The 19,176-nt window shown below is 58.7% G+C and carries 18 protein-coding genes; 6 read left to right on the forward strand and 12 right to left on the reverse strand.

Annotated elements, in window-relative coordinates; all coding sequences use genetic code 11:
* Window positions 1-155: 155 nt before the first annotated feature.
* From HZA03_05620 to HZA03_05640, 5 genes are all read left to right on the forward strand, one after another.
* The gene (locus tag HZA03_05620) at window positions 156-1,118 is read left to right on the forward strand and encodes a PAS domain S-box protein (protein ID MBI5637432.1); all 963 of its coding nucleotides are present in this window, start codon (window positions 156-158) and stop codon (window positions 1,116-1,118) included.
* Window positions 1,119-1,640: 522 nt separating this feature from the next.
* Window positions 1,641-2,576, forward strand: a complete 936-nt coding sequence (locus HZA03_05625) for a glycosyltransferase family 2 protein (GenBank protein ID MBI5637433.1) — start codon at window positions 1,641-1,643, stop codon at window positions 2,574-2,576.
* Window positions 2,573-3,643, forward strand: a complete 1,071-nt coding sequence (locus tag HZA03_05630) for an undecaprenyl/decaprenyl-phosphate alpha-N-acetylglucosaminyl 1-phosphate transferase (GenBank protein ID MBI5637434.1) — start codon at window positions 2,573-2,575, stop codon at window positions 3,641-3,643. The genes HZA03_05625 and HZA03_05630 overlap by 4 nt, the downstream gene beginning before the upstream one ends.
* Window positions 3,644-3,675: 32 nt before the next feature.
* On the forward strand, window positions 3,676-4,800 hold the full coding sequence (locus HZA03_05635; GenBank protein MBI5637435.1) for a tetratricopeptide repeat protein: 1,125 nt from the start codon (window positions 3,676-3,678) through the stop codon (window positions 4,798-4,800).
* A 121-nt stretch (window positions 4,801-4,921) separates the two neighbouring features.
* Window positions 4,922-5,458 (forward strand): hypothetical protein, encoded by a 537-nt coding sequence (locus HZA03_05640; protein ID MBI5637436.1) that lies wholly within the window; start codon window positions 4,922-4,924, stop codon window positions 5,456-5,458.
* Between the two features lie 55 nt (window positions 5,459-5,513).
* Here HZA03_05640 and HZA03_05645 read toward each other — a convergent pair whose 3' ends face one another.
* The 6 genes from HZA03_05645 to HZA03_05670 all read right to left on the reverse strand — a co-directional run bounded on the left by HZA03_05645 (window position 5,514) and on the right by HZA03_05670 (window position 12,047).
* Window positions 5,514-5,777, reverse strand: coding sequence for a hypothetical protein (locus tag HZA03_05645; protein ID MBI5637437.1), 264 nt, complete (start codon window positions 5,775-5,777; stop codon window positions 5,514-5,516).
* A gap of 93 nt (window positions 5,778-5,870) precedes the next feature.
* Window positions 5,871-6,116, reverse strand: coding sequence for a YfhL family 4Fe-4S dicluster ferredoxin (locus HZA03_05650; protein ID MBI5637438.1), 246 nt, complete (start codon window positions 6,114-6,116; stop codon window positions 5,871-5,873).
* Window positions 6,117-6,134: 18 nt separating this feature from the next.
* Window positions 6,135-10,337 carry a CoA activase gene (locus tag HZA03_05655; GenBank protein MBI5637439.1) on the reverse strand — a complete coding sequence of 1,401 codons (4,203 nt, stop codon included), beginning with the start codon at window positions 10,335-10,337 and terminating at the stop codon, window positions 6,135-6,137.
* 176 nt (window positions 10,338-10,513) lie between these two features.
* Complete coding sequence (gene def, locus HZA03_05660; GenBank protein ID MBI5637440.1) at window positions 10,514-11,089, reverse strand: peptide deformylase; 576 nt, start codon at window positions 11,087-11,089, stop codon at window positions 10,514-10,516.
* Window positions 11,064-11,252 (reverse strand): (2Fe-2S)-binding protein, encoded by a 189-nt coding sequence (locus HZA03_05665; protein ID MBI5637441.1) that lies wholly within the window; start codon window positions 11,250-11,252, stop codon window positions 11,064-11,066. The genes def and HZA03_05665 overlap by 26 nt, the downstream gene beginning before the upstream one ends.
* Before the next feature lie 114 nt (window positions 11,253-11,366).
* Window positions 11,367-12,047, reverse strand: coding sequence for a response regulator (locus tag HZA03_05670; protein MBI5637442.1), 681 nt, complete (start codon window positions 12,045-12,047; stop codon window positions 11,367-11,369).
* A gap of 132 nt (window positions 12,048-12,179) precedes the next feature.
* Between HZA03_05670 and HZA03_05675 the strand changes: the two genes are divergently transcribed.
* Window positions 12,180-13,205, forward strand: a complete 1,026-nt coding sequence (locus tag HZA03_05675) for a hydroxyacid dehydrogenase (GenBank protein ID MBI5637443.1) — start codon at window positions 12,180-12,182, stop codon at window positions 13,203-13,205.
* A 104-nt stretch (window positions 13,206-13,309) separates the two neighbouring features.
* Here the strand turns inward: HZA03_05675 and larE are convergent, their stop codons facing one another.
* The 6 genes from larE to HZA03_05705 all read right to left on the reverse strand — a co-directional run bounded on the left by larE (window position 13,310) and on the right by HZA03_05705 (window position 19,145).
* Window positions 13,310-14,155, reverse strand: a complete 846-nt coding sequence (larE, locus tag HZA03_05680) for an ATP-dependent sacrificial sulfur transferase LarE (protein ID MBI5637444.1) — start codon at window positions 14,153-14,155, stop codon at window positions 13,310-13,312.
* Window positions 14,109-15,035, reverse strand: coding sequence for a glycosyltransferase family 2 protein (locus tag HZA03_05685; GenBank protein MBI5637445.1), 927 nt, complete (start codon window positions 15,033-15,035; stop codon window positions 14,109-14,111). Before HZA03_05685 ends, larE begins: the two co-directional genes overlap by 47 nt.
* Window positions 15,036-15,108: 73 nt before the next feature.
* On the reverse strand, window positions 15,109-16,200 hold the full coding sequence (locus tag HZA03_05690) for a peptidylprolyl isomerase (protein MBI5637446.1): 1,092 nt from the start codon (window positions 16,198-16,200) through the stop codon (window positions 15,109-15,111).
* A 45-nt stretch (window positions 16,201-16,245) separates the two neighbouring features.
* Window positions 16,246-17,031 (reverse strand): 3-oxoacyl-[acyl-carrier-protein] reductase, encoded by a 786-nt coding sequence (fabG, locus tag HZA03_05695; protein MBI5637447.1) that lies wholly within the window; start codon window positions 17,029-17,031, stop codon window positions 16,246-16,248.
* A complete protein-coding gene (gene fabD / locus HZA03_05700) occupies window positions 16,973-17,917 on the reverse strand; it encodes an ACP S-malonyltransferase (protein ID MBI5637448.1) in 945 nt (314 codons plus the stop codon). The genes fabG and fabD overlap by 59 nt, the downstream gene beginning before the upstream one ends.
* A 118-nt stretch (window positions 17,918-18,035) precedes the next feature.
* Window positions 18,036-19,145 (reverse strand): tetratricopeptide repeat protein, encoded by a 1,110-nt coding sequence (locus HZA03_05705; GenBank protein ID MBI5637449.1) that lies wholly within the window; start codon window positions 19,143-19,145, stop codon window positions 18,036-18,038.
* Window positions 19,146-19,176 lie beyond the last annotated feature (31 nt).

The following is a 19,176-nucleotide window of genomic DNA, read 5'->3' on the forward strand; positions in this document are numbered from 1 at the left end:
GCGACGCCTATGCACCCATAACAGGTATTTCAAAAGCCTTGAGGAGTTGATTGTCGTTATCGGAAAACAGTTGGATAAATGGCTGAGGCCAAACGGACAGCTTAAAAGACTATGCGCAATTATTTAAGACGCTGTGTATAGGAAAGAACCCGCGCGTGCTCAAAAGCGGCCGCCATGACCGCCCGTTCTACGAAGAGCTTTGGAAAACCATCAAGGCGGGGCGCGTCTGGCGCAACCGTATCGTCAACCGCAGGAAGGATGGTTCCCTGTATGACGAAGAGATGACCATCTCCCCCATCGCGGACGCATCAGGCGCGATCATGAACTTCGTCGCGGTGAAACGCGACGTTACCCGCGAAGCGGCCCTGCAAAAATCGCGCGCCTATTTCACCGATATCACCGCGCATGAACTCCGCACGCCGCTGACGAAGCTGCATCTTGTGGAGAACATGCTCAAGCAGATCGAAACCGCCGGGTCCGGGGAGCGCATTGGGGATGTGCGCAACGCGCTGCTGGAATCGATGGCGGCGTTCGACCGGATCGTCAACGCCACCACCCTGATCTCGGACATGACCCGGACCGGCGCCGAAAAGCCGTTGGTCAGGGATTTCATCTACTACGACATCGCGGCGGCGCTGGAAAACACCCAAAGCAATATCGAAGGCGCGCGGCGGGATATCAGGATTGAAACGGACATGGCGGGTATCCCGCGTCATGCCATCGTGATGGGAAACCGCGGCATGATCAAGCAGGCGCTGGACGAGGTGCTTTCCAACGCCGTCAAATTCACGCCGGACGGCAAAACCATCAGCGTCCGGGCATATTCCGGCGGCGGTTTGGTACATATTGAAGTGGCCGACGAAGGGGAGGGAATACCCGAAGACAAATTGCGGGATGTGTTTATTCCCTACTACTCCCTCGAAAGCTCGCTGAAACACTCGACGGGCCGCTATAAATTCCACGGCGGCGGGATGGGGCTGGGGCTGACTATGGCCAAACTGATAATGGAATACCACAACGGCACGCTCGCAATCGCAAACCGCGCCGATGGCGCGGGTGCGTCGGTTGTCTTGAACTTCCCCCTCGCTTCGGATGAAAACCCGCCGCCCTCCGCATAAGTCAGTCCCCACCGGTAGGTACACAATTCGGGAGGCGCGGAAGGATTTTCAATCCGCGCCGGAGGTGGCCTATAGGCCATATTGTGTACATTGGCGCGAAGCGCCAACCTCCCTCCCCCCGGTAGGTCGCACTTTCCAGTGTGACTTTGGCGCAAAAGCGCCAACCCTGTCGGCCCGTTGGGCCGATGGCAGGAAAGTTGGAAACAGGAATAAATAGAACAGAGACTATTTTTCTAATTCCCATTCGCGCGCTTCGTGCTATTCGTGGTTCATGCTCCTGTTCCGGAAAGAGATCCTTCGCCCTTGAAGGGCGTTTTACACTGCGCACCAGAGGCGCTTGTGTTAAAAAGACGGAACAGTCCTGCGGACTGTCCGCTTTTTTCGCGGCGGTTTGTACACGGCTGGCTCCATTGCATTTCGCCGCCGCATTTTATTCCGCCGCTCCCTCGCCCGCGGCTCAGGATGACCGGAACGGCGGAAGCCATAAATTATCCCGATAAAATGGGATAGAATATTCTCCACATGGATACCCCAAACCCCCTCCTCTCCGTGGTGATCGTGAACTGGAACGGCCGTGAGCCGCTGCGCCTCTGCCTCGAAAGCCTTTACCGGCATGAAAAAACGGCGGACATGGAGATCATCGTTTCGGATAACGCATCAACCGACGGCTCGGTGGCGATGCTGCGGGAAAAATTCCCCGCCGTGCGGATCATCGAAAACGGCGAAAACCTGGGATTCGGCGCGGGAAACAACCGGGCGCTGGCCGTGGCGCGCGGTGAATACGTGCTGATGCTCAATCCCGACATGGAGTTCATCGAGCCGGGCCTCGAAAAGCTTGTCGCCTTCATGGCCGCGCGTCCGGCGGCGGGCCTCATCGGCTGCCGCGTGGAAAACCCCGACGGCGGCTTCATGCGCCAGTGCCGCCGCGGCTATCCCGATCCGCTTTCCGCCTTCTACAAGGCCAGCGGCCTCATCCGCCTCTTCCCCCGCCACCCCCGCATCGCCCGCTATTTTTACGGCGGCGCGCCGGAGGATGCCGTGATGCCGGTGGACGCCGTCTCCGGCAGCTTCATGCTGGCGCGGCGCGAGGCCCTCAAGAAAGCGGGCAATTTTTGCGAAGAGTACTTTATGTACGTTGAAGACGTCGACCTCTGCAAAAAAATCCGCGGCGCGGGGTACGAGGTGCTCTATGCGCCGCTCATGCGGATACGCCACCACGGCGGCCGCTGCGTGGCCAAAATGCCCCGGCGATCCGCCTTTTACCACTACCACATGACCCGCTCGCACCTTGTCCTCTACCGCAAGGACGGCTCACTTTCGGCGCTGGTCTTCTGGTTCATCGCGGCGCGCTACATCCTTGTTTCGCTGCTGAGCGGAAACCGGCACCTGAACGCGCACCTGCGCGAGTTCTTCGCCATCCGCTCCGGCACGGTCACCGAAGCGATGAGGCGGCTATGAACGAACTCCTGACGGCGGGACGGCTTCAAATGATGTTCTGGATTTCCTACGCCATGCTCTTCGCCATCGGCATTTTGGGCGCGGCGTTCCTGGCCGGGCGGCTCCCCGCATTTCTGGAGCGCAACGGCTTTTTCGACCAGAAATCGCTCCCGCAACGGCGGCTCACCGCCGGGGGTATCGCCATCATTATCCCCTTCCTCGCGGTGCTGGGAGCCGCGGCCCTGTTCAACCCGCTCGCCTTCAACGCCGGCCGGGGGCAGCTCGGCTTTCTTTTCGCGGCCCTTGCCATCATCGCCGCGCTGGGCCTCTACGACGACCGCAAAGGGGCTTCACCGGTGCTGAAAATCGCCGTGCAGGCCGCGGCGGCGCTGGTCTTCATGGCCGGGGGGCAGTCGCTCGATTTCATCACCAGTCCGATCCACAGCGCGGTCGCCGTCGGCGCGTGGGGAGCCGTGCCGCTGGTGATATGGATTCTCGCCGTCACCAACGCCATGAACCTCATCGACGGCATAGACGGCCTCGCCGCCGGTATCGCGCTGATCTCGGCCATCACCCTCTTCGCCATCTCGCACATCTTCGGCGAAAACACGCTCGCCTCGTTCGCCGTGCTGCTGGCGGGATGCCTGTTCGGTTTCATCAGGATGAACCTCCCCCCCGCAAAACTGTTTTTGGGGGACACCGGCTCGCTCTTCCTCGGCTTCGCGCTGGCGGCCGCCTCGGTGATGGAGCGGCGCAAAGGCTCCGTCACCCTCACCCTCCTCGTGCCGATGGTGATACTCGCCATTCCGCTGCTGGACGCGGTGCTCGCTTTTTTCCGCCGTGCGCTGAAAGGACAAAACCCGATGCGCGGCGACAGCGGCCACATCCATCACCGGCTGCGGCGGCTCGGCCTTTCCGATACGCAAATCGATATGATGCTCTACCTCTTCAGCGCCTATCTCGCCATCACCGCCGGAGTGCTCGCCTTCTTCCCGAAAGAAACCGCGATGGTCGTCCTCATCCTCCTGGCTATCGGGATATTCATCGCTTTGGAAATTCTCCGCGCCATCGAACGCGGCATCAAGTAGCCTCCGCCCCGCCGATACGCTAAAATACAAAAATGCGATTTATACTTTTGCGCGCCGTATTGTTGGCTTTGGCGTTTTTGACGCCGTTGACGCCGCTGGCGCGCGCGGTGGATTTGCAGGAAATGGAGGAAGATGCTCCGCCTCCGCCCGATCCCTACGCCATCATCGAGGAAACCACCCGCGCTATCGTAAAAAACCCCGCTGATTCAAAAGCTTATAGCGACCGCGCCGCCGCCTATCACATGCTCGGCCAGCTCGAACGAACCCTCGATGACATGAACCACGCCGTCGTCCTCAACCCAAATGATTCCGCATACTTACAACAACGCGGCGAAACATTGCGCGACGTGGGCAACCCCGCAAGCGCCATCACCGATTTCAACCGCGCTCTCAAAATTGATCCTGTAAATACAGATGCTTACGTGGGGCGTGGCTTAGCCCGCTATATGCTGGGAAAATACCGTGAGGCGGTGAACGATTATACCTTGGCACTCGCCCTCGATCCTCTGGACGACTTCGCTTACAACAATAGAGGCAATGCTTTCAGTGAGTTGCGAGAGTGGGACAAGGCTTTCGCCGATTACGATGCCGCCATCGCCATCAGCCCTGAAAATACAAACGCCCGCTACAACCGCGGACAGGCCCATATCGCCAACGGCCGCCATGCAGCCGCGCTGGATGACTTGAATTACGTTATAGAAAATTCCCCGGATGACGCGGAAGCGCTGACCCTGCGCGCCGAGGCGCTCATCGCGCTGGGGAGTGACCGTGCCGCCGTGGATGACCTCAACCGGGCGCTGGCGCTCGACCCCCACAACGCCGAAGCATGGGGGAAACGCGGGATGGCCCGCATACGGGTTGGCGAAACCGGCGGCCTGGACGACCTGACCCGCGCCATCAATATCGACCCCTCCGCTGAAAACTACGCGGCGCGCGGCAACGCCGCCTATCAAACAGGCGACTACCCGAAAGCCCTCAAAGATTTCGACCGGGCGCTGAATTTAAAACCGGAATTTCATCAGGCCCACCTCCGCCGCGCGAAGACGCACGAAAAACTGGGCAATGCCGGCGCGGCGCTGGAGGACTACCAAGCGGCCGCGCGGCGCGGCAACGGACAGGCGAAACGGCTGCTCAAAGCCCGCAATATCGTCTGGTGACATCCCGCCGCGGCGCGCGGCAAACACTTGCGGGGCACCATTTTTCTTTAAGAATCAGTACCCATGCCTGTACTATTATTTATTGCCTGAATCATAAAAATAAAAATGTAAGGAGCCGAAAGTGGGACATATGCACCTCGTTCTCAACCATGCCCCGGTCATGGGACTTTTTTTCAGCATCGCGCTGGGGGGATATGCCTTTTACGTTAACGACAACCATATGAAACGTGCCGCCCTGTGGGCTTATGTGGTTGTTGGCGTCGCCACCATCTTCGCCTACTTGACCGGAGAGCCGGCCGAAGAAATGGTGGAACACAAACCGGGGGTGCTCAAAGCAATGATTGAGACCCACGAAACGGCGGCGCTCGTGGCCGGCATTTTAATCGGCGTCATCGCGATCCTTGCGGCGATTGAGCTATGGAACCAGAAAAAAGGGAAACCGCTTAATCCCAAACTCATGATGGGGATCGTCATTCTGTCAGTCATCACCACAATCCCGATTGCCCGCGCATCCTACCTAGGGGGGTTGATCGGCCATTCAGAAATCCACCCTTCCGGCTATGCAACCCAACAGGAAATTCCAGGGATCGAGGCGGGAGAAGAATCAGGCGAGATGGAAGGCGAAAACGCCGGCATGCCCGAACCGGCCAACCACTAAACGCCCAATTATACGCAACGCGGGGCGGTGCGCGCGGTTTCCAGCGGGGCGTCCTTCAGACGAGGCTGGTTTCGTACCGGGCCTCCCGGGCCTCTTCCTCCTTGCGCCGATCCTCTTCGATCCGCGTCTGCTGGCTATGGTATATCCGGTAGAAATTTTCAATAAATTCGGCCCGTTCGCGGTAGCGCAAACGGATTTCGATATCCATACATATGGCCCCGACAACGATAACCAGCCCCCGCAACGCCACCAAGGCGAAGAGAATGGCGAACACCGCCGCAAAAACCCATTCGAGATCGTATATCGTAAATAAACCCATAGTTGTCCACTATATCGGCATCCGCAGCCGGGGGCTTTAGGCGAAAAAAAACCGGCCATCCGGACGGATGACCGGCCATGGATAGCGGTTCGATCAGCCTTTCAGCTTGTTGTATTTCTCCATCAACTGCTCTTTGGATTCTTCGTTATTGGAATCCTTTATGATGCAATCGACCGGGCAAACCTCAACGCACTGCGGCTCGTCATAGTGACCGACGCATTCAGTGCATTTCGCCGGATCAATGACGTAAATATCATCGCCTTCCGCAATGGCGCTGTTCGGGCATTCCGGTTCGCAAACGCCGCAGTTGACGCATTCATCGTTAATAATCAAAGCCACAACAAATCCTCCTCTCAATTAAGCCACACTGCCTTCCGCAGCCTTGCGTTCCTTATACTGCTTCGCCTGGAAAACAAATGCTTCAAGGCGGGAACGTCCATTATTCTCATCCATCCCGTCGATGTCAATATTCAACCAAGGGATGTTACCACACTCTTCACGCACGCGTTTGGAGACGGCGCTTACTACCGTACCCGGCATGCAACCGAAAGGCAAGAGGTTAATTATCCCCGCGCACCCCTTGCCCGCATAGTCTACCGCCTTCCCCACGCTAAGCGTCGCTTCCCCCTCAAATGTTGCGTCAATGTACGGCGCGGAGCGGGCCAACACTTCCGGCGTGGAAGGCTCATGCCAGTTTAGCAAATCGTCTTTGAATGGTTCCATCATTTTTTTCTCATCGTTGTGCGTTATTCCGTTGAGCATCATCCCCGACAGCACTCCCACCCATTTGCCATCACGCCGGTTTTTGGCGATAAAGCGGTCGGTGCAATAGAAGAACCATTCGCCCAACGGCGCGAGCCACGCCTCCCCACCCATCTCCTCGATACGGCGGATAACATTCCCGTTGCTGTAGCTGTGCAACCGGACGTAAATTTCCCCAACCACGCCGATGACCGGCCGGCGTACGCTTTTCTCAACCGGCACGGCGCGGAATAGGGCGCGCACGTCATACATGCGTTTAAAGATGTCCTTTGCGCCCCCCCGCACCGATTTCACCACGATATCCAGCGCCTGCTGATAAGCCCTGTCGGCGGTGCCGGGAACTGTTTCATACGGGCGCGTCTCGTGCAGCAATTTGAGCAGGATATCCGTCGCCACGATACCACGCCAGGTCATCCGCTTGAAATTACGCCCCACGCCCTCAAAGCCGCCGTAATTCCCTTCGGCCGAAGGGGCCATCAGCCGCGCATCGACATGTCCCAGCCGGTCCAGTTGTATCCGGAGCGCTCCCTGATACTGTCCCAGGCGGCAAGGGCCTTCGGTGGTCGGAATAAGAAAGGAGGCGGCCGCCGGGTCGAAGCCGTTTTCCAACGCCTTTTTCAATACATCCCCAGCCACCAACGTGTAGGGGATGCACTCCTTGCCGGTGCTGTAGCGGCGGCCCACCTCCAGCGACGCCGCGTCGGTCCTCGGCAACACCTCGGCGTCCACTCCGTAGTACCGGAACGCCGCCGCCATGGCGTAGGAGTGATCGCACATCCAAGGAATGAAGAGTTTGCGGTTGTGGCCGTTAAGCCGGGCGGTCTTTTGCCGCTGACGCCGCGCATAATCACCCCCGTCCACGTTTTCCAGCGAGTCGAAAAACGCCTCGCAGCGGGTAATGGCTCCGGCATCCGCCGAATGTTCGTCCACTTCCAGATGGAGGTAGGGTTTTCCCATCATCTGCTGCTGGACATGGTAGGTTATAAAACTGTCCGGACCGCACTTGAAGTTCGAGATGTAGATGGCGTTGAGCTTCGGATTCTTGCGCACCACTTCCGCGGCGGCCTGAAGACGCTGGCCGGAACGCCAATACATGTCCGGGTTGCTTTCGTAAACCGGGTCTTCACTCAGTTCCAGCATGTCCATCGGGATGGCGATTTTCCCCATATCCTTGAGTTTGCGCGGCAGGTCCATGTTGATGCCGCTGTCGCAGCCATTGTAGGGACGCGCGATGATGACCACCGCCTGGCGGTCGTCCTTGAGGCCCGCCAGCGCTTCACGGCCGCGAGCCTTGAGCGCGGCGTAGAAGGCACTCTGCGCGGCGCGCGCCACACGCACCGCCGCCGCCACTTTCGACGCCGAAGCCCCCAGCCGGCTTCCCAGCGGGATCAGCGCCTCGGCGACGGCGGCGTCCCCGCGTTGAAAGTTGATGACCGGCTCCCAAAGCTCCAACCCTTTCCCTTTGAGATCCATGGCGTTTTTTACTATATAGCTGTTGGCTTGCACCAGCGGGCACATCTGGCTGTTCTTGAACTTGCTGGTTCCCTTCTGGCTCATGGTGAGCACACTGGGCATAAAAATAACGTTGGCCCCCTTGTTGGCAAGATCCACCACATGGCCGTGGATAACCTTTATCGGGAAACAGGTCTCGGCGGTAATGTGCTCCATCGAATCGCGGGCGATCTGCTGGTTCGTCTTGCCCGAGAGGATGATGTCCGCCCCCAGTTCCTCAAGAAAAGCGCGCCAGAAGGGGAATGACTCGTACATGGTGAGCACACGCGGCACACCGACCACCATGCCACCCTCCGCCGCCGGCTTTTTCTTCTCCAGATAAGGGCCGAAGCAAAGCCGGTCGCGCTCGGCGAAAAGATCGGGAAGGCCATTGTCGGCCTTTTTTGCGTCTTTTTCAAACAGCTCGCACCGCGCGCCGTAGTAGTGCGCCGGCTCGTCGACGAATTTCACGCGGGAAACATCGCATACGTTATCGCACGCCTTGCACTCGAAACTGGTCACCTTGTAATTGCGTCCGCGCAGATCAAACCCCTTGAAGCGGGTCTTCAAATCCGGCCGGTTGCGCATGTAGCGCGCCGCGATGATGGCGGCCCCCACCGCGCCGGTGCAATCATGGTGCGGCGGCACATGTATCTTCTTGCCGGTGATCGCGCCAAAGGCGGCCACCACGGCGCGGTTCCAGGCCACGCCCCCCTGGAAGAGCACTTTCGCGCCGATGATACGGTCTCCCACCACGCTCAAATAGTTTTTTACGATGGAATAGGCCAGCCCCGCCGCGAGGTCGGCCGCGGGCGATCCCTTCTGCTGGTTGGACACCAAATCGGATTCTATGAAGACGGTGCAACGCTCGCCGAATTTCCCCGGACGCGGCGCCGAAAAGGCGGCATCGGAAAAATCTTTCTTGATATCGAGGCCGAGCCGCTCCGCCTGCTCCTCGATGAAACTGCCGGTGCCGGCGGCGCAAACCTTGTTCATCTCGAAATCGACCACCGCCCCATCCTTGATGGCGATGTATTTGCTGTCCTGCCCGCCGATCTCGAAGATGCTTTCCACATCCGGCACAAAATGGACGGCCGCCGTGGCCTGCGCGGTGATTTCATTGCGCACCGCGTCGGCCCCCGCGAAATCGCCGATCATATAGCGCCCCGATCCGGTGGCGCCAACCCCCTTGACGACCACCATGCCGCCGATCTCGCCGCCGATTTCCAGCAATCCCTGCGTCACCATCTGAATCGGCTTGCCGGAAGTGCGGAGGTAGCGGCGGGCCACCACGCGGAACTGCTCGTCGATGGCAACCACATTGGTGGAGAGTGAGCCGATGTCAATGCCGACGTAGACCGCCGCCCCCGGCTGGACCGGGTGGACGCCGATGTCATAGCCGTGTCCGTTGCCATCCAGCAGCGGATCCATCGCCCCTTCCACCGCCCGCCGCACGCGGAGGTATTCCTCCACCGGTTGCTCCCAAAGGAATTCCGCGCGCCGCCCCTCGTCCAGCGCGCTGAGGGCGGCCCCCAACGCGCCGGTGACGTTGTGCAGCGCCGGGATGACCAACGCGCCGTCGGCCAGTTCCAGTTCGCTCTCAAAGGCCTTCACCACACCGCTGTTTGAGGCAACCCCTCCCACGAAGGCTATCGGAGTTTCCATTTTTTTGCCCCGGGCAATATTGCTTTTAAAGCTGCGGGCCACGGCGTGGCACAGGCCGGCGATAATATCGTAGTTTGGCGTGCCTACCTGCTGCAGGTGGATCATGTCCGACTTGGCGAAGACGGAGCAGCGCCCCGCCACGCGGGCCGGGTTTTTCGATTTCAGCGCCATGCCGCCAAACTCCTTGTCGATGGAATAGCCGAGCCGGGTAGCCTGCTGATCGAGAAAACTTCCGGTGCCGGCGGCGCAGACGGTGTTCATCGCAAAATCTTCCAGCACGGCTCCCTTGGCGGTATCCGGCTTCATGATCATCAGCTTGGAATCCTGCCCTCCCATTTCGATAACGGTGCGGACTTCCGGGTGCAGGTGGGCGATGGCGCGGCTTTGAGCAACAACCTCATTGTAAAACGCGCCGCCGATGAGCGAAGCGGCCAGTTCGCCGCCGGTGCCGGTGGCGCCGCAGGCCTCAATGATGGCATCGGGGTGCTGTGCGCGAAGTTCCTTGAGAATTTCCGCCAGAACGGGCAACGGTTTGCCGTACATGCGCCGGTAAACGGTGGTGGAAACGTTTTTTTGGCCGTCAAGCAGAACCGCTTTGACGCTGATGGATCCGATGTCTACACCGAGGAACAGTCTCTTCACACCGACCTCCCATTATAATGCATGGCTTTCCCTCCGCCGTGGAAAGGGGATATAGCCCGCATTCAGACACGCGCTCGCAGGTTACCCCATCGCCAACTTACTTCCATAATCCCAAAACAAGCCGGATTTGACAAGGAGTAAAATCCCCATACACACACGGAAAAAGCCGCGGCGGATCAATCTTCCTGCCAGTAGCGGCGGTATTCCTGTGTAAAGCTCAAGGTCTGGAACCCCTCCATCCGGTCAATAAAAAGCTTCCCGTAGAGATGGTCGATTTCATGCTGGAACACCACGGCCTGAAACCCCTCCGCCTTAATAGTGATCTCCTTGCCGTCCACCGACAGCGCTTTCAGGGTGATACCAGCGGCCCGTTTTACCTTGCCCCAGAGATCCCGCACACTCAGGCACCCTTCCCACCCCTCTTCCACATCCTGCGAAAACGCGGTGATTTCCGGATTGATCAACACGGTGAGCGGAATCGCCTCCTTGCCGGGGTAGCGCGGGTTTTCCTGCGTCTCGATAACCGCCACCTGCCGCGAAACACCTACTTGGGGGGCGGCAAGCCCCGCGCCGTTATACTCCCGCATCGTGTCGATCATCGACTCGATGAAGAGCTTGAACCGCGGATCCTTGAGTTCCTTTGGAGTCACCGGGTCGGCCCGCTTGCGCAAGACGGGGTGCCCCAAAAGAGTCACTTTAAGGATTGACGGTTCGTCCAGAAACAGTTCAGACAAGGTATTTTGCCCTCGCATCCTTAAATGTCTTGATGGCGTCCACGATGCATCCGCCACAACCGGTGCCCACATGGGTGATCGCCTGCACCTTGTCGAAGGTATCGGCGCCGTTTTTCACGGCTTCTTCGATCTGCGTGTTGGTCACGCGGCGGCAATCGCAAATCTGATACGTCTCACCCATGCTGCTCTCCTTGGCATTAAGGTTGTTAATCGAAATTTTTTGCCCGTTACCGAACCTGTATACCTTATCAAAAATGTCGGGTAATTGTAAGTGGGGATTTTTTTGGGGGAGGGATCAGCCAACCGTGTCGGACAACGGACTGGAGCGATCCACGTCTATCATTTTGGTGGAACCGACATAGGTCGATTCCACCACCTTGGTGACAGAACCGAGCTTCGTCACCAAATCACGGATGCGGCAGGCCTGCGTATTCACCGCCTGGATGCACTCAAACACATCCTTGGCATCCATTTTTTGCCAATCTTTGAGCATCTCGGCGTTGCCCATGATGCCGGCGAGCGGATTGTTGATCTCGTGCTGGAGGGTAACCGTCATAGCAAGGACGGTCTGGAGCTGTTTCGCGTCCACCAGGTCCTTTTCAAGTTCCCGGATGCGGAGGCGGGCCTTCACCCTGCTTAACAGTTCATCCGGATCAAACGGTTTGACGATGTAGTCATCGGCCCCCAAATCCATCCCTTTGATCTTGTCCCCCATCTCGCGCCGGGCGGAGAGCATAATAACGGAAATGAACTTGGTTTCGGGGCTCTCTTTTATCGTCCGGCAGACCTCATAGCCGTCAATGCCGGGCATCATGATGTCAAGCAGTATCAAATCCGGCTGCTCCTTGGCCAGCCGCTCCAGCGCCATCTCGCCACTGGAGCAGTTGATGATGTCGAAGTTCCCCTTTTTGCGCAGGGTCATCTCGACCAGCAGCCCGATATTCGGGTCATCGTCCACGATCATTATTTTAGCCATTGTCGCGCTTCCGTCTCCAATCCGGTATTATACGCCATCGGTACGTCATTTTCTCAAGACCATTTCCATTTCACGCCGTTTTTCACTATAATCAATCGCAGTTCTCTACAAATCGGCAGGAGCGGCCAAATGATCAAACCGCGCGTGGTTCTCACTCACTGGGTGCATGACGAAGTCATCGACTATCTAAGCTCCCAATGCGAGCTGATCCGCAATGACAGCCGTGAGCCCATGCCGCGCAAAACGCTCCTCAAGGAAATCGGCACCGCCGAAGCATTGATGGTCTTCGGCAAAGACGTGGTGGACGGCGAGATGATCGCCGCCGCCCCAAAGCTGCGTATCGCCGCCGCCACCACCACCCAACCGAAGAACGTGGATATGGACGCCTGCACCAAACGCGGCGTCTGGTACACCACCGTGCCGGACATGCGGCACACCCCGGCCTCCGAGCTGGCCGTCGGCCTTTTAATCGGCGTGACGCGGATGCTTCCCGAAGGAGACCGCTTCATCCGTTCCGGCAAGTTCAAAGGGTGGCGCGCCGACCACTACGGCACCGGCCTTTCGGGCAAGACGCTCGGCATCCTCGGCATGGGAGCGCTGGGACAGGCAATCGCCAAGCGGCTGGAGGGATTTGAAATGAAGCTGCTCTACGCCGATCCGAATCCGCTGTCAAAAGACCGCGAATACGCCCTGAAACTTACCCGCAAATCGCAAGACGACCTGCTGGCCTCTTCCGACTTCGTCATCCTCTCGCTCCCCCTCCTGCCCGAAACGCGCGGGCTCATCAACGCGGATACGGCGTGGAAGATGAAAAAGCGCGCCTACCTCGTCAACATGGCGCGCGGCAGCGTGGTGGAGGAATCGGCGGTGGTAAAAGCGCTGGAAACCGGCCATCTTGCCGGCTATGCGGCGGACGTATTCGCCATGGAAGATGACATGTTTTTGGATCACCCCGAAAGCATCCATCCGGCGCTGGTTAAAAACAGCCTGCACACCGTATTCACCCCGCACATCGGCAGCGCGGTGGATGACGTGCGGCGGAACATCACGCTCGACGCCGCGCAGAACATCCTGGAAGCCATCGCCGGCCAGCGCCCCCACGGCGCGCAGAACCAGCCCGAAGTCTCGCTCGGCACCGCCAGCGAACCGTTCTTTTAATAGCGGTCTGTTAAAAATTCCCTGTCATCCTGAGCCGCAGGCGAAGGATCTCTTTCCGGAATGGGATTCTTCGCTCCGCTCAGAATGACATGTATAAGGCGCGGTTATTGGGACAGATTCAGGGAGCCGGTGCGGTAGCCTTCCAGGTCGAGCGTTACATAGGTGAAGCCAAGCGCTTTTATCGCCGCCGCCCACTCGCCATAGCGCGGGTCGCCCATAAAGGCGGCCAACTCGCTTTTGGCGATCTCGATCCGGGCGATGCCGTCGTGATCGCGCACGCGGAGTTGCCTGTACCCCGCCTTCTTCAAAATGTCCTCCGCCTGTTCCACGCGGCTTAATTTCTCGGCGGTGATCTTCACGCCGTACGGGAAACGGCTGGCGAGGCACGCGGCGGCCGGCTTGTCCCAGTTCGGCAGGCCAAGCCGTTGCGCGTGATGGCGGATGTCCTCCTTGGTGAATCCCGCCTCGATGAGCGGCGAGCGGACGCCCTGTTCCGCCGCCGCCTTGCGCCCCGGACGGTAATCGCCGAGGTCGTCCATATTCGCCCCGTCGCAGACGAAGGCATACCCCTCTTCCTTCGCCATTTTGGAAAGGATGCCGAAAAGCTCCCCCTTGCAGAAAAAACAGCGGTTCGGCGGATTGTCGGCATAACCGGGGATATCCAGCTCTTCGCTGACGATCACCCGGTGCGGCGCGCCGATCCGTTTGATGATATCAAGCGCCTGCCGGAATTCGCTTTCCGGATACGTGCTGCTGCGGGCGGTGACGGCAAGCACCCGGCCACCGTTATCCTTCAGCGCATCCCACGCGGCGGCGGCCAAAAACGAGCTGTCCACCCCGCCCGAATAGGCGATGACGACGCTCTCCATGCCGGCGAAAATGGCGCGCAACTTTTCGTATTTCTCAGCCTTCGTCAAGCTCAAGACGGCTTTTGATTCCTTTGTAGGCATTGGCGTATTCCCTGTCTCCGATCATTTTGTAATACAGCGCCCAAAAACGCACGCCAAAAGCGAACATCGCCTTCAGAATGGCGCTTTTCAGGCCGGGATGGTGTTTTTCAAAGTACAGCCGGTAGCTCAAAAATTTTTCCAGCAACACGCGCGGCTTTTCCTTTTGCGAACTGTAGCCGACGTAATGCTCAATCTCAAACGACGGATCAAACACCACGTTAAACCCGGCCCGCTTGCAGCGCAGGCACCAGTCGATCTCCTCGCAAAAAAGGAAAAACCGCTGGTCGAACGGCCCCGCTTTATACCACGCCAGCCGCTTCACCAGCAAGAACGCGCCGGTGACATAATCCACCGGCTTCGGACGGCTGTGCGGGTCGAACTGCCCGAAACGTCCTTTAAGGAACGGCGTGAGCAGCGTTTTGACGCCCGGCAGATGAAGCAGTTCCCGCAAGCGGAAAACCCACGCGAATACCAGAAAAAGCGTGGGGAACCCGTAGGCGGAGGTCTGGATACTCCCATCCGGACGGCGATTCTGGCAACCGAGGGCGCCAGCCGATTTATCGGCCTTGAAATTGTCCAGCAGCGCGCCGATGCCGTCAGTAAGAATGCGGGTATCGGGATTGAGAAAGAGCAGAAAATCCCCGATGGCGATATCGGCCCCAGCGTTGCAGCCGGCGGCAAAGCCCATGTTCGTTTCGCTCATGATGAGCGCGGTATGGCGGTCGGCCCGCGCGGCGGGAGTGATGCTGCCGTCGGTGCTGGCATTATCGACGATGATGACCTCGTATTCGAGGCCGCCGAATTTTTCGGCCATCGAGGCGACGCATTTCTCCAGATAGGGGCCGCTGTTGTAATTGACGATGATGACGCTTAGGCGCATGACTCAATCATAGCGGGTATTTTTGGAAAAAAGAAAGGCGGCGGGCCGGAAAGCCCGCCGCCGCAATGCCGGGTCAGATGTTGATCTTTATCTTGGCCTTTGCCTTCAGGTTTTCAATGTAGCTTTTCACCGCGTCGCCCTTCTTCTGCGATTCGAGGCCGCGGATAAGGTCGTTCTTCATTTCCGCGAACGGAACGGAACCGGCCGCTTTGCGTTCCTCAAACTTGATGATGTGCAGGCCGAACGGGGTGGCCACCACGCCGCTCACCTCGCCCGGCTTCATGTTCCAAACCGCGTCTTCGAATTCCTTCACCATCGCCCCTTTGGGGAAGAAACCGAGGTCGCCGCCGCTCTCGGCGCTGCCGTCCTGCGAATGTTTCTTCGCGACATCCTCGAATTTCGCCCCGCCCTTGAGCTCCGCCTGGATTTCATCCATCTTTTTCTTCGCTTCGGCCTTCTTGGCGTCATCAGCCGCCTTGTCCACCAGCAGGATTATGTGACGCGCGCGGACCATTTCCGGGCGGTCAAACTCCTTGGTGTGCTCGTCGTAATACTTCTTGGCTTCCGCCTCGTCAACTTTCACCCCGGCGGCGGCCTTTTCGTCAAGCAGGCGGCGGATTGCGAGGTTTTTGCCGATGTCCCTTTTCAGGTCTTTTTCGGTGATTCCCTGCTCCTTCAGCCCCTTTTTGTATTCTTCCGGGGAAGGAAACGATTTGGCGATCTTGTCGATCTGATCCTGCACTTCCTTATCGTCCACCTTTATTTTTTTGGCTTGGGCGTCCTGATAAAGAACTTCGGCGACCACCATCCGGTCAGCCACCTGCTTTTGCGCGTTCTTCAGCCATTCTTCGGTGATGGGCTGGCCGTGCGACTTCATCTGTCTTATCAGGTTGTCCAGCACCCTTACGAATATTTCCCTGTTAACTTCAACCCCCCCGATGGTGGCGATCACTTTCGGAAGTTTCTTCGGGTCATAGGCCACTTCCTTCACCGGCGCCGGTGCGGCAACTGGCGGCGGAGCGGCAGCCGGCGCCGGAGCGGCCTTGGCGGCCGCTTTCTCTTCCGCCGCCGCGGCGGGGGCCACGTTCGAATCGAGGAAGGACATAAAGACGAGGCCGATCACAACAAACACAGCCAACGCCATGCCCACCGCTTTTTTGTTCATTTTAAGACTCTCCAATAAAAAAGGTTGAGTGAGGGGCTACAGCCCTTACATGTACATTCCGCCGTTTACGTGCAGCACCTGCCCGGTGATGTAATCCGCCGCGCCGGAGGCGAGAAACACCACCGCGTTCGCCACGTCCCGCGTGGCGCCAAACCGCTTTACCGGGATACCTTCCAGCACCGCTTTCTTCACGTCGTCGCCCAGAATATCCGTCATTTCGGTAACTATATAGCCGGGGGCGATAAGGTTCACCAAAATATTCCGGCTGGCAAGCTCCTTCGCCACCGCCTTGGTCAGCCCCTCCTGCCCCGCCTTGCTGGCGGCGTAGTTGGCCTGCCCGGCGTTGCCGGTGGTGCCGACCACCGAGCCGATATTGATAATCCGCCCGGCGTGTTTTTTCATCATCGGGCGTGAAACCGCGCGGGTCATGTTGAACGCGCCTTTCAGGTTGGTGTCCAGCACCTCGTCCCAGTCGGCGTCCTTCATCCGCATCAGCAGGCCGTCCTTGGTGATCCCGGCGTTATTCACCAGGATATCCACCCCGCCCAGTTTTTCGATGCACTCTTTCACCACGGCGTCGCACCGCGCGCCATCGGCCACATTCAATTGCGCCTGCTCCCCCCGCGCGCCGTGGGCGCGGATGGCGGCAAGCACGCCATCGGCGGGATTGGCGTTATAGGTGATAAAAACATCGGCCCCCGCCTCGGCCAGCGTCACGGCGATTTCCCTGCCGATTCCGCGCGAAGCCCCGGTGACCAGGGCCACCTTGCCGCTAAGCGTTTTGATTGAGCACCTCCAGCGTCTTTTCCAGGCTGGCAAGGTCTTCCACATTGCAGAGCGTCAGGCCCTTGTCCATCCGCTTGAACATGCCGCAAAGGGTCTTGCCAATGCCAAATTCTATTACCGTCCGCACCCCATTATCAAGCATCGTTTGCATCACGCCGGTCCAGCGCACCGCGCCGGTCACCTGCCGCTTTACTCCTTCGCGGGCCTCGGCGGCGGCGGTCACGATCTTCGCGTCCACGTTGTTCACCAGCGGCACCGCGGGATCGGCGAACTTCATCCGGTCAAGGTCGGCGGCCAGCCGCGCGGCGGCATCGTTCATGAACGGGGAGTGGAAAGCGGCACTTACGTTGAGCACCACCACCTTCTTGGCTCCGCGCTCCTGCAGAAGCGGAACAGCTTTCTCTATCAATTCCTTACGGCCAGCAATAACCGTCTGCGCATCGCCGTTGTAGTTGGCGGGTTGCAGCGCGCCGGGGGCATCGCCCACTTCGCGGCAAACCTCCTCGATGACCGCCGCATCCAGCCCCAGCACCGCCGCCATGCCGCCGCCGCGCGCCTCGCTCATGTAAAGGCCGCGCCGCCGCACGATGGTGACGGCATCTTCAAAAGAAAGCGCGTTCGCGGCGTAAAGCGCCGTGAATTCGCCCAGCGAGTGGCCGGCCACGAAATCGGGCTGTACCCCGCTCCGGGCGCGGAAGGCGGCCAGCGCCATCGCGCCAACGGTGAATAACGCCGGCTGGGTATTTTGAGTCTGGGAAAGCTCTTCCTCCGGCCCCTCGTAACAAAGTTTGCCGAGATCGATGCCGATGACTGCGGAGGCGGACTCCATCAGGCCGCCCACCGGGGAGCAATTTTGCGCGAGGTCTTTGCCCATGCCCACGGCCTGCGCCCCCTGTCCGGGGAACACAAACGCGATTTTTCCCGTTGCCATAATGGGCTAGAGTCTATCCGGTGGTGTACTAAGATTCAAGGAAATTCAGGGATTTTTCGGGGATTTTTATAATTCCGGCGGCGGAATTGGAATCACGTCCGCCAGGAAGAACCGCGGACTACGCCTTGGCGGCGGGCTGTTCCCCTTTTGTGATTTTGTCCATCATCTCGCGGGCTTCATTCATTTCCGGGTCGAGAACGAGCGCCTGCTTGAACTTCTCCGCCGCCTTGTCGTTCTTCTGCTGGCGCATCCACATCATGCCAAGGTTGAAGTAGATGCCGGGGTCGTTCTCGTCCAGCTTCAGCGCGTGATTGTAGCTCTCCTCCGCCTCGCCGAACCTCCCCGCGCGGCTCAGGGCTATGCCGATGCGGTTGTAGGCGTAAATGAAGTCGGGCGACTGGCCCTTGGCCATATTGAAAAAATAGAGGGCTTCCTCGATGTGGTTTTTTTCCAGAAATGCGTTGCCGCAATCCATGATGAGCTTGATGTTGCGCGGATCCAGCGCGATCGCCTTTTTGCAGAGATCGACGGCGGCGGTTTTGTCCCCTTTCGCCAGTTGCACCATCCCCATCTTGAAAAACACGCGCGCGTCATTGGGCTGTATTTCATTTGCCTTTGCCAGCACCCGCAAGGCGGTATCGTAATCCTCCTGCCCGGTCAGAACTTCGGCCATCTTCAGGTAGCCGTCGAAGAACTTCGGATCCTCCTTAAGCGCCAGCCGGAGCTGCTCCTTCGCCTCGGCCAAATTTCCCTGCTCCATCGCCTTGCAGCCGAGCGCGTAATGCTGCAACACCCCCGCCAGCGCGCCGATCTGGCTTTTCTCTATCTTTCCTTCTTTCATCAGCGCCAGCAGGTATTTTTCCACCTCGTTGATATTCACCGGCAGGCGGCAGAAAACCCCCTTCATCCGGCGTTTTTCGTAGCTGTACTGGTACACCATCGGCGTTTTTGAAAAAACAAAGATCGGCGTATTGGCAAAGCGGGTGGTCTCCACCACCTGTTCCAGCAGGGTGTGGTTGTTGTGAAGATCGACATTGATGAAAAAAAGGTGGAAGCTGGCAAGCTCCAGCTTGTCGAGGGCCGTTTCGGCATCGCGCGACTCGGTGACGCCGGTGATATGCTTGCCGTACAGGTATGCCTTCAGCAGCTTGAATTCCGGCGGCGTAAAGCCGACGATGAAAACGCGGGCCTTTTCATATTTGAGGAACAGCTTCTCTTCCGGTGTCATTCCCTTTTACAACTCCTTGAGTTGCCCGTAT

Source organism: Nitrospinota bacterium, assembly GCA_016217735.1.
In the GTDB taxonomy this organism is placed as follows: domain Bacteria; phylum Nitrospinota_A; class UBA7883; order JACRGQ01; family JACRGQ01; genus JACRGQ01.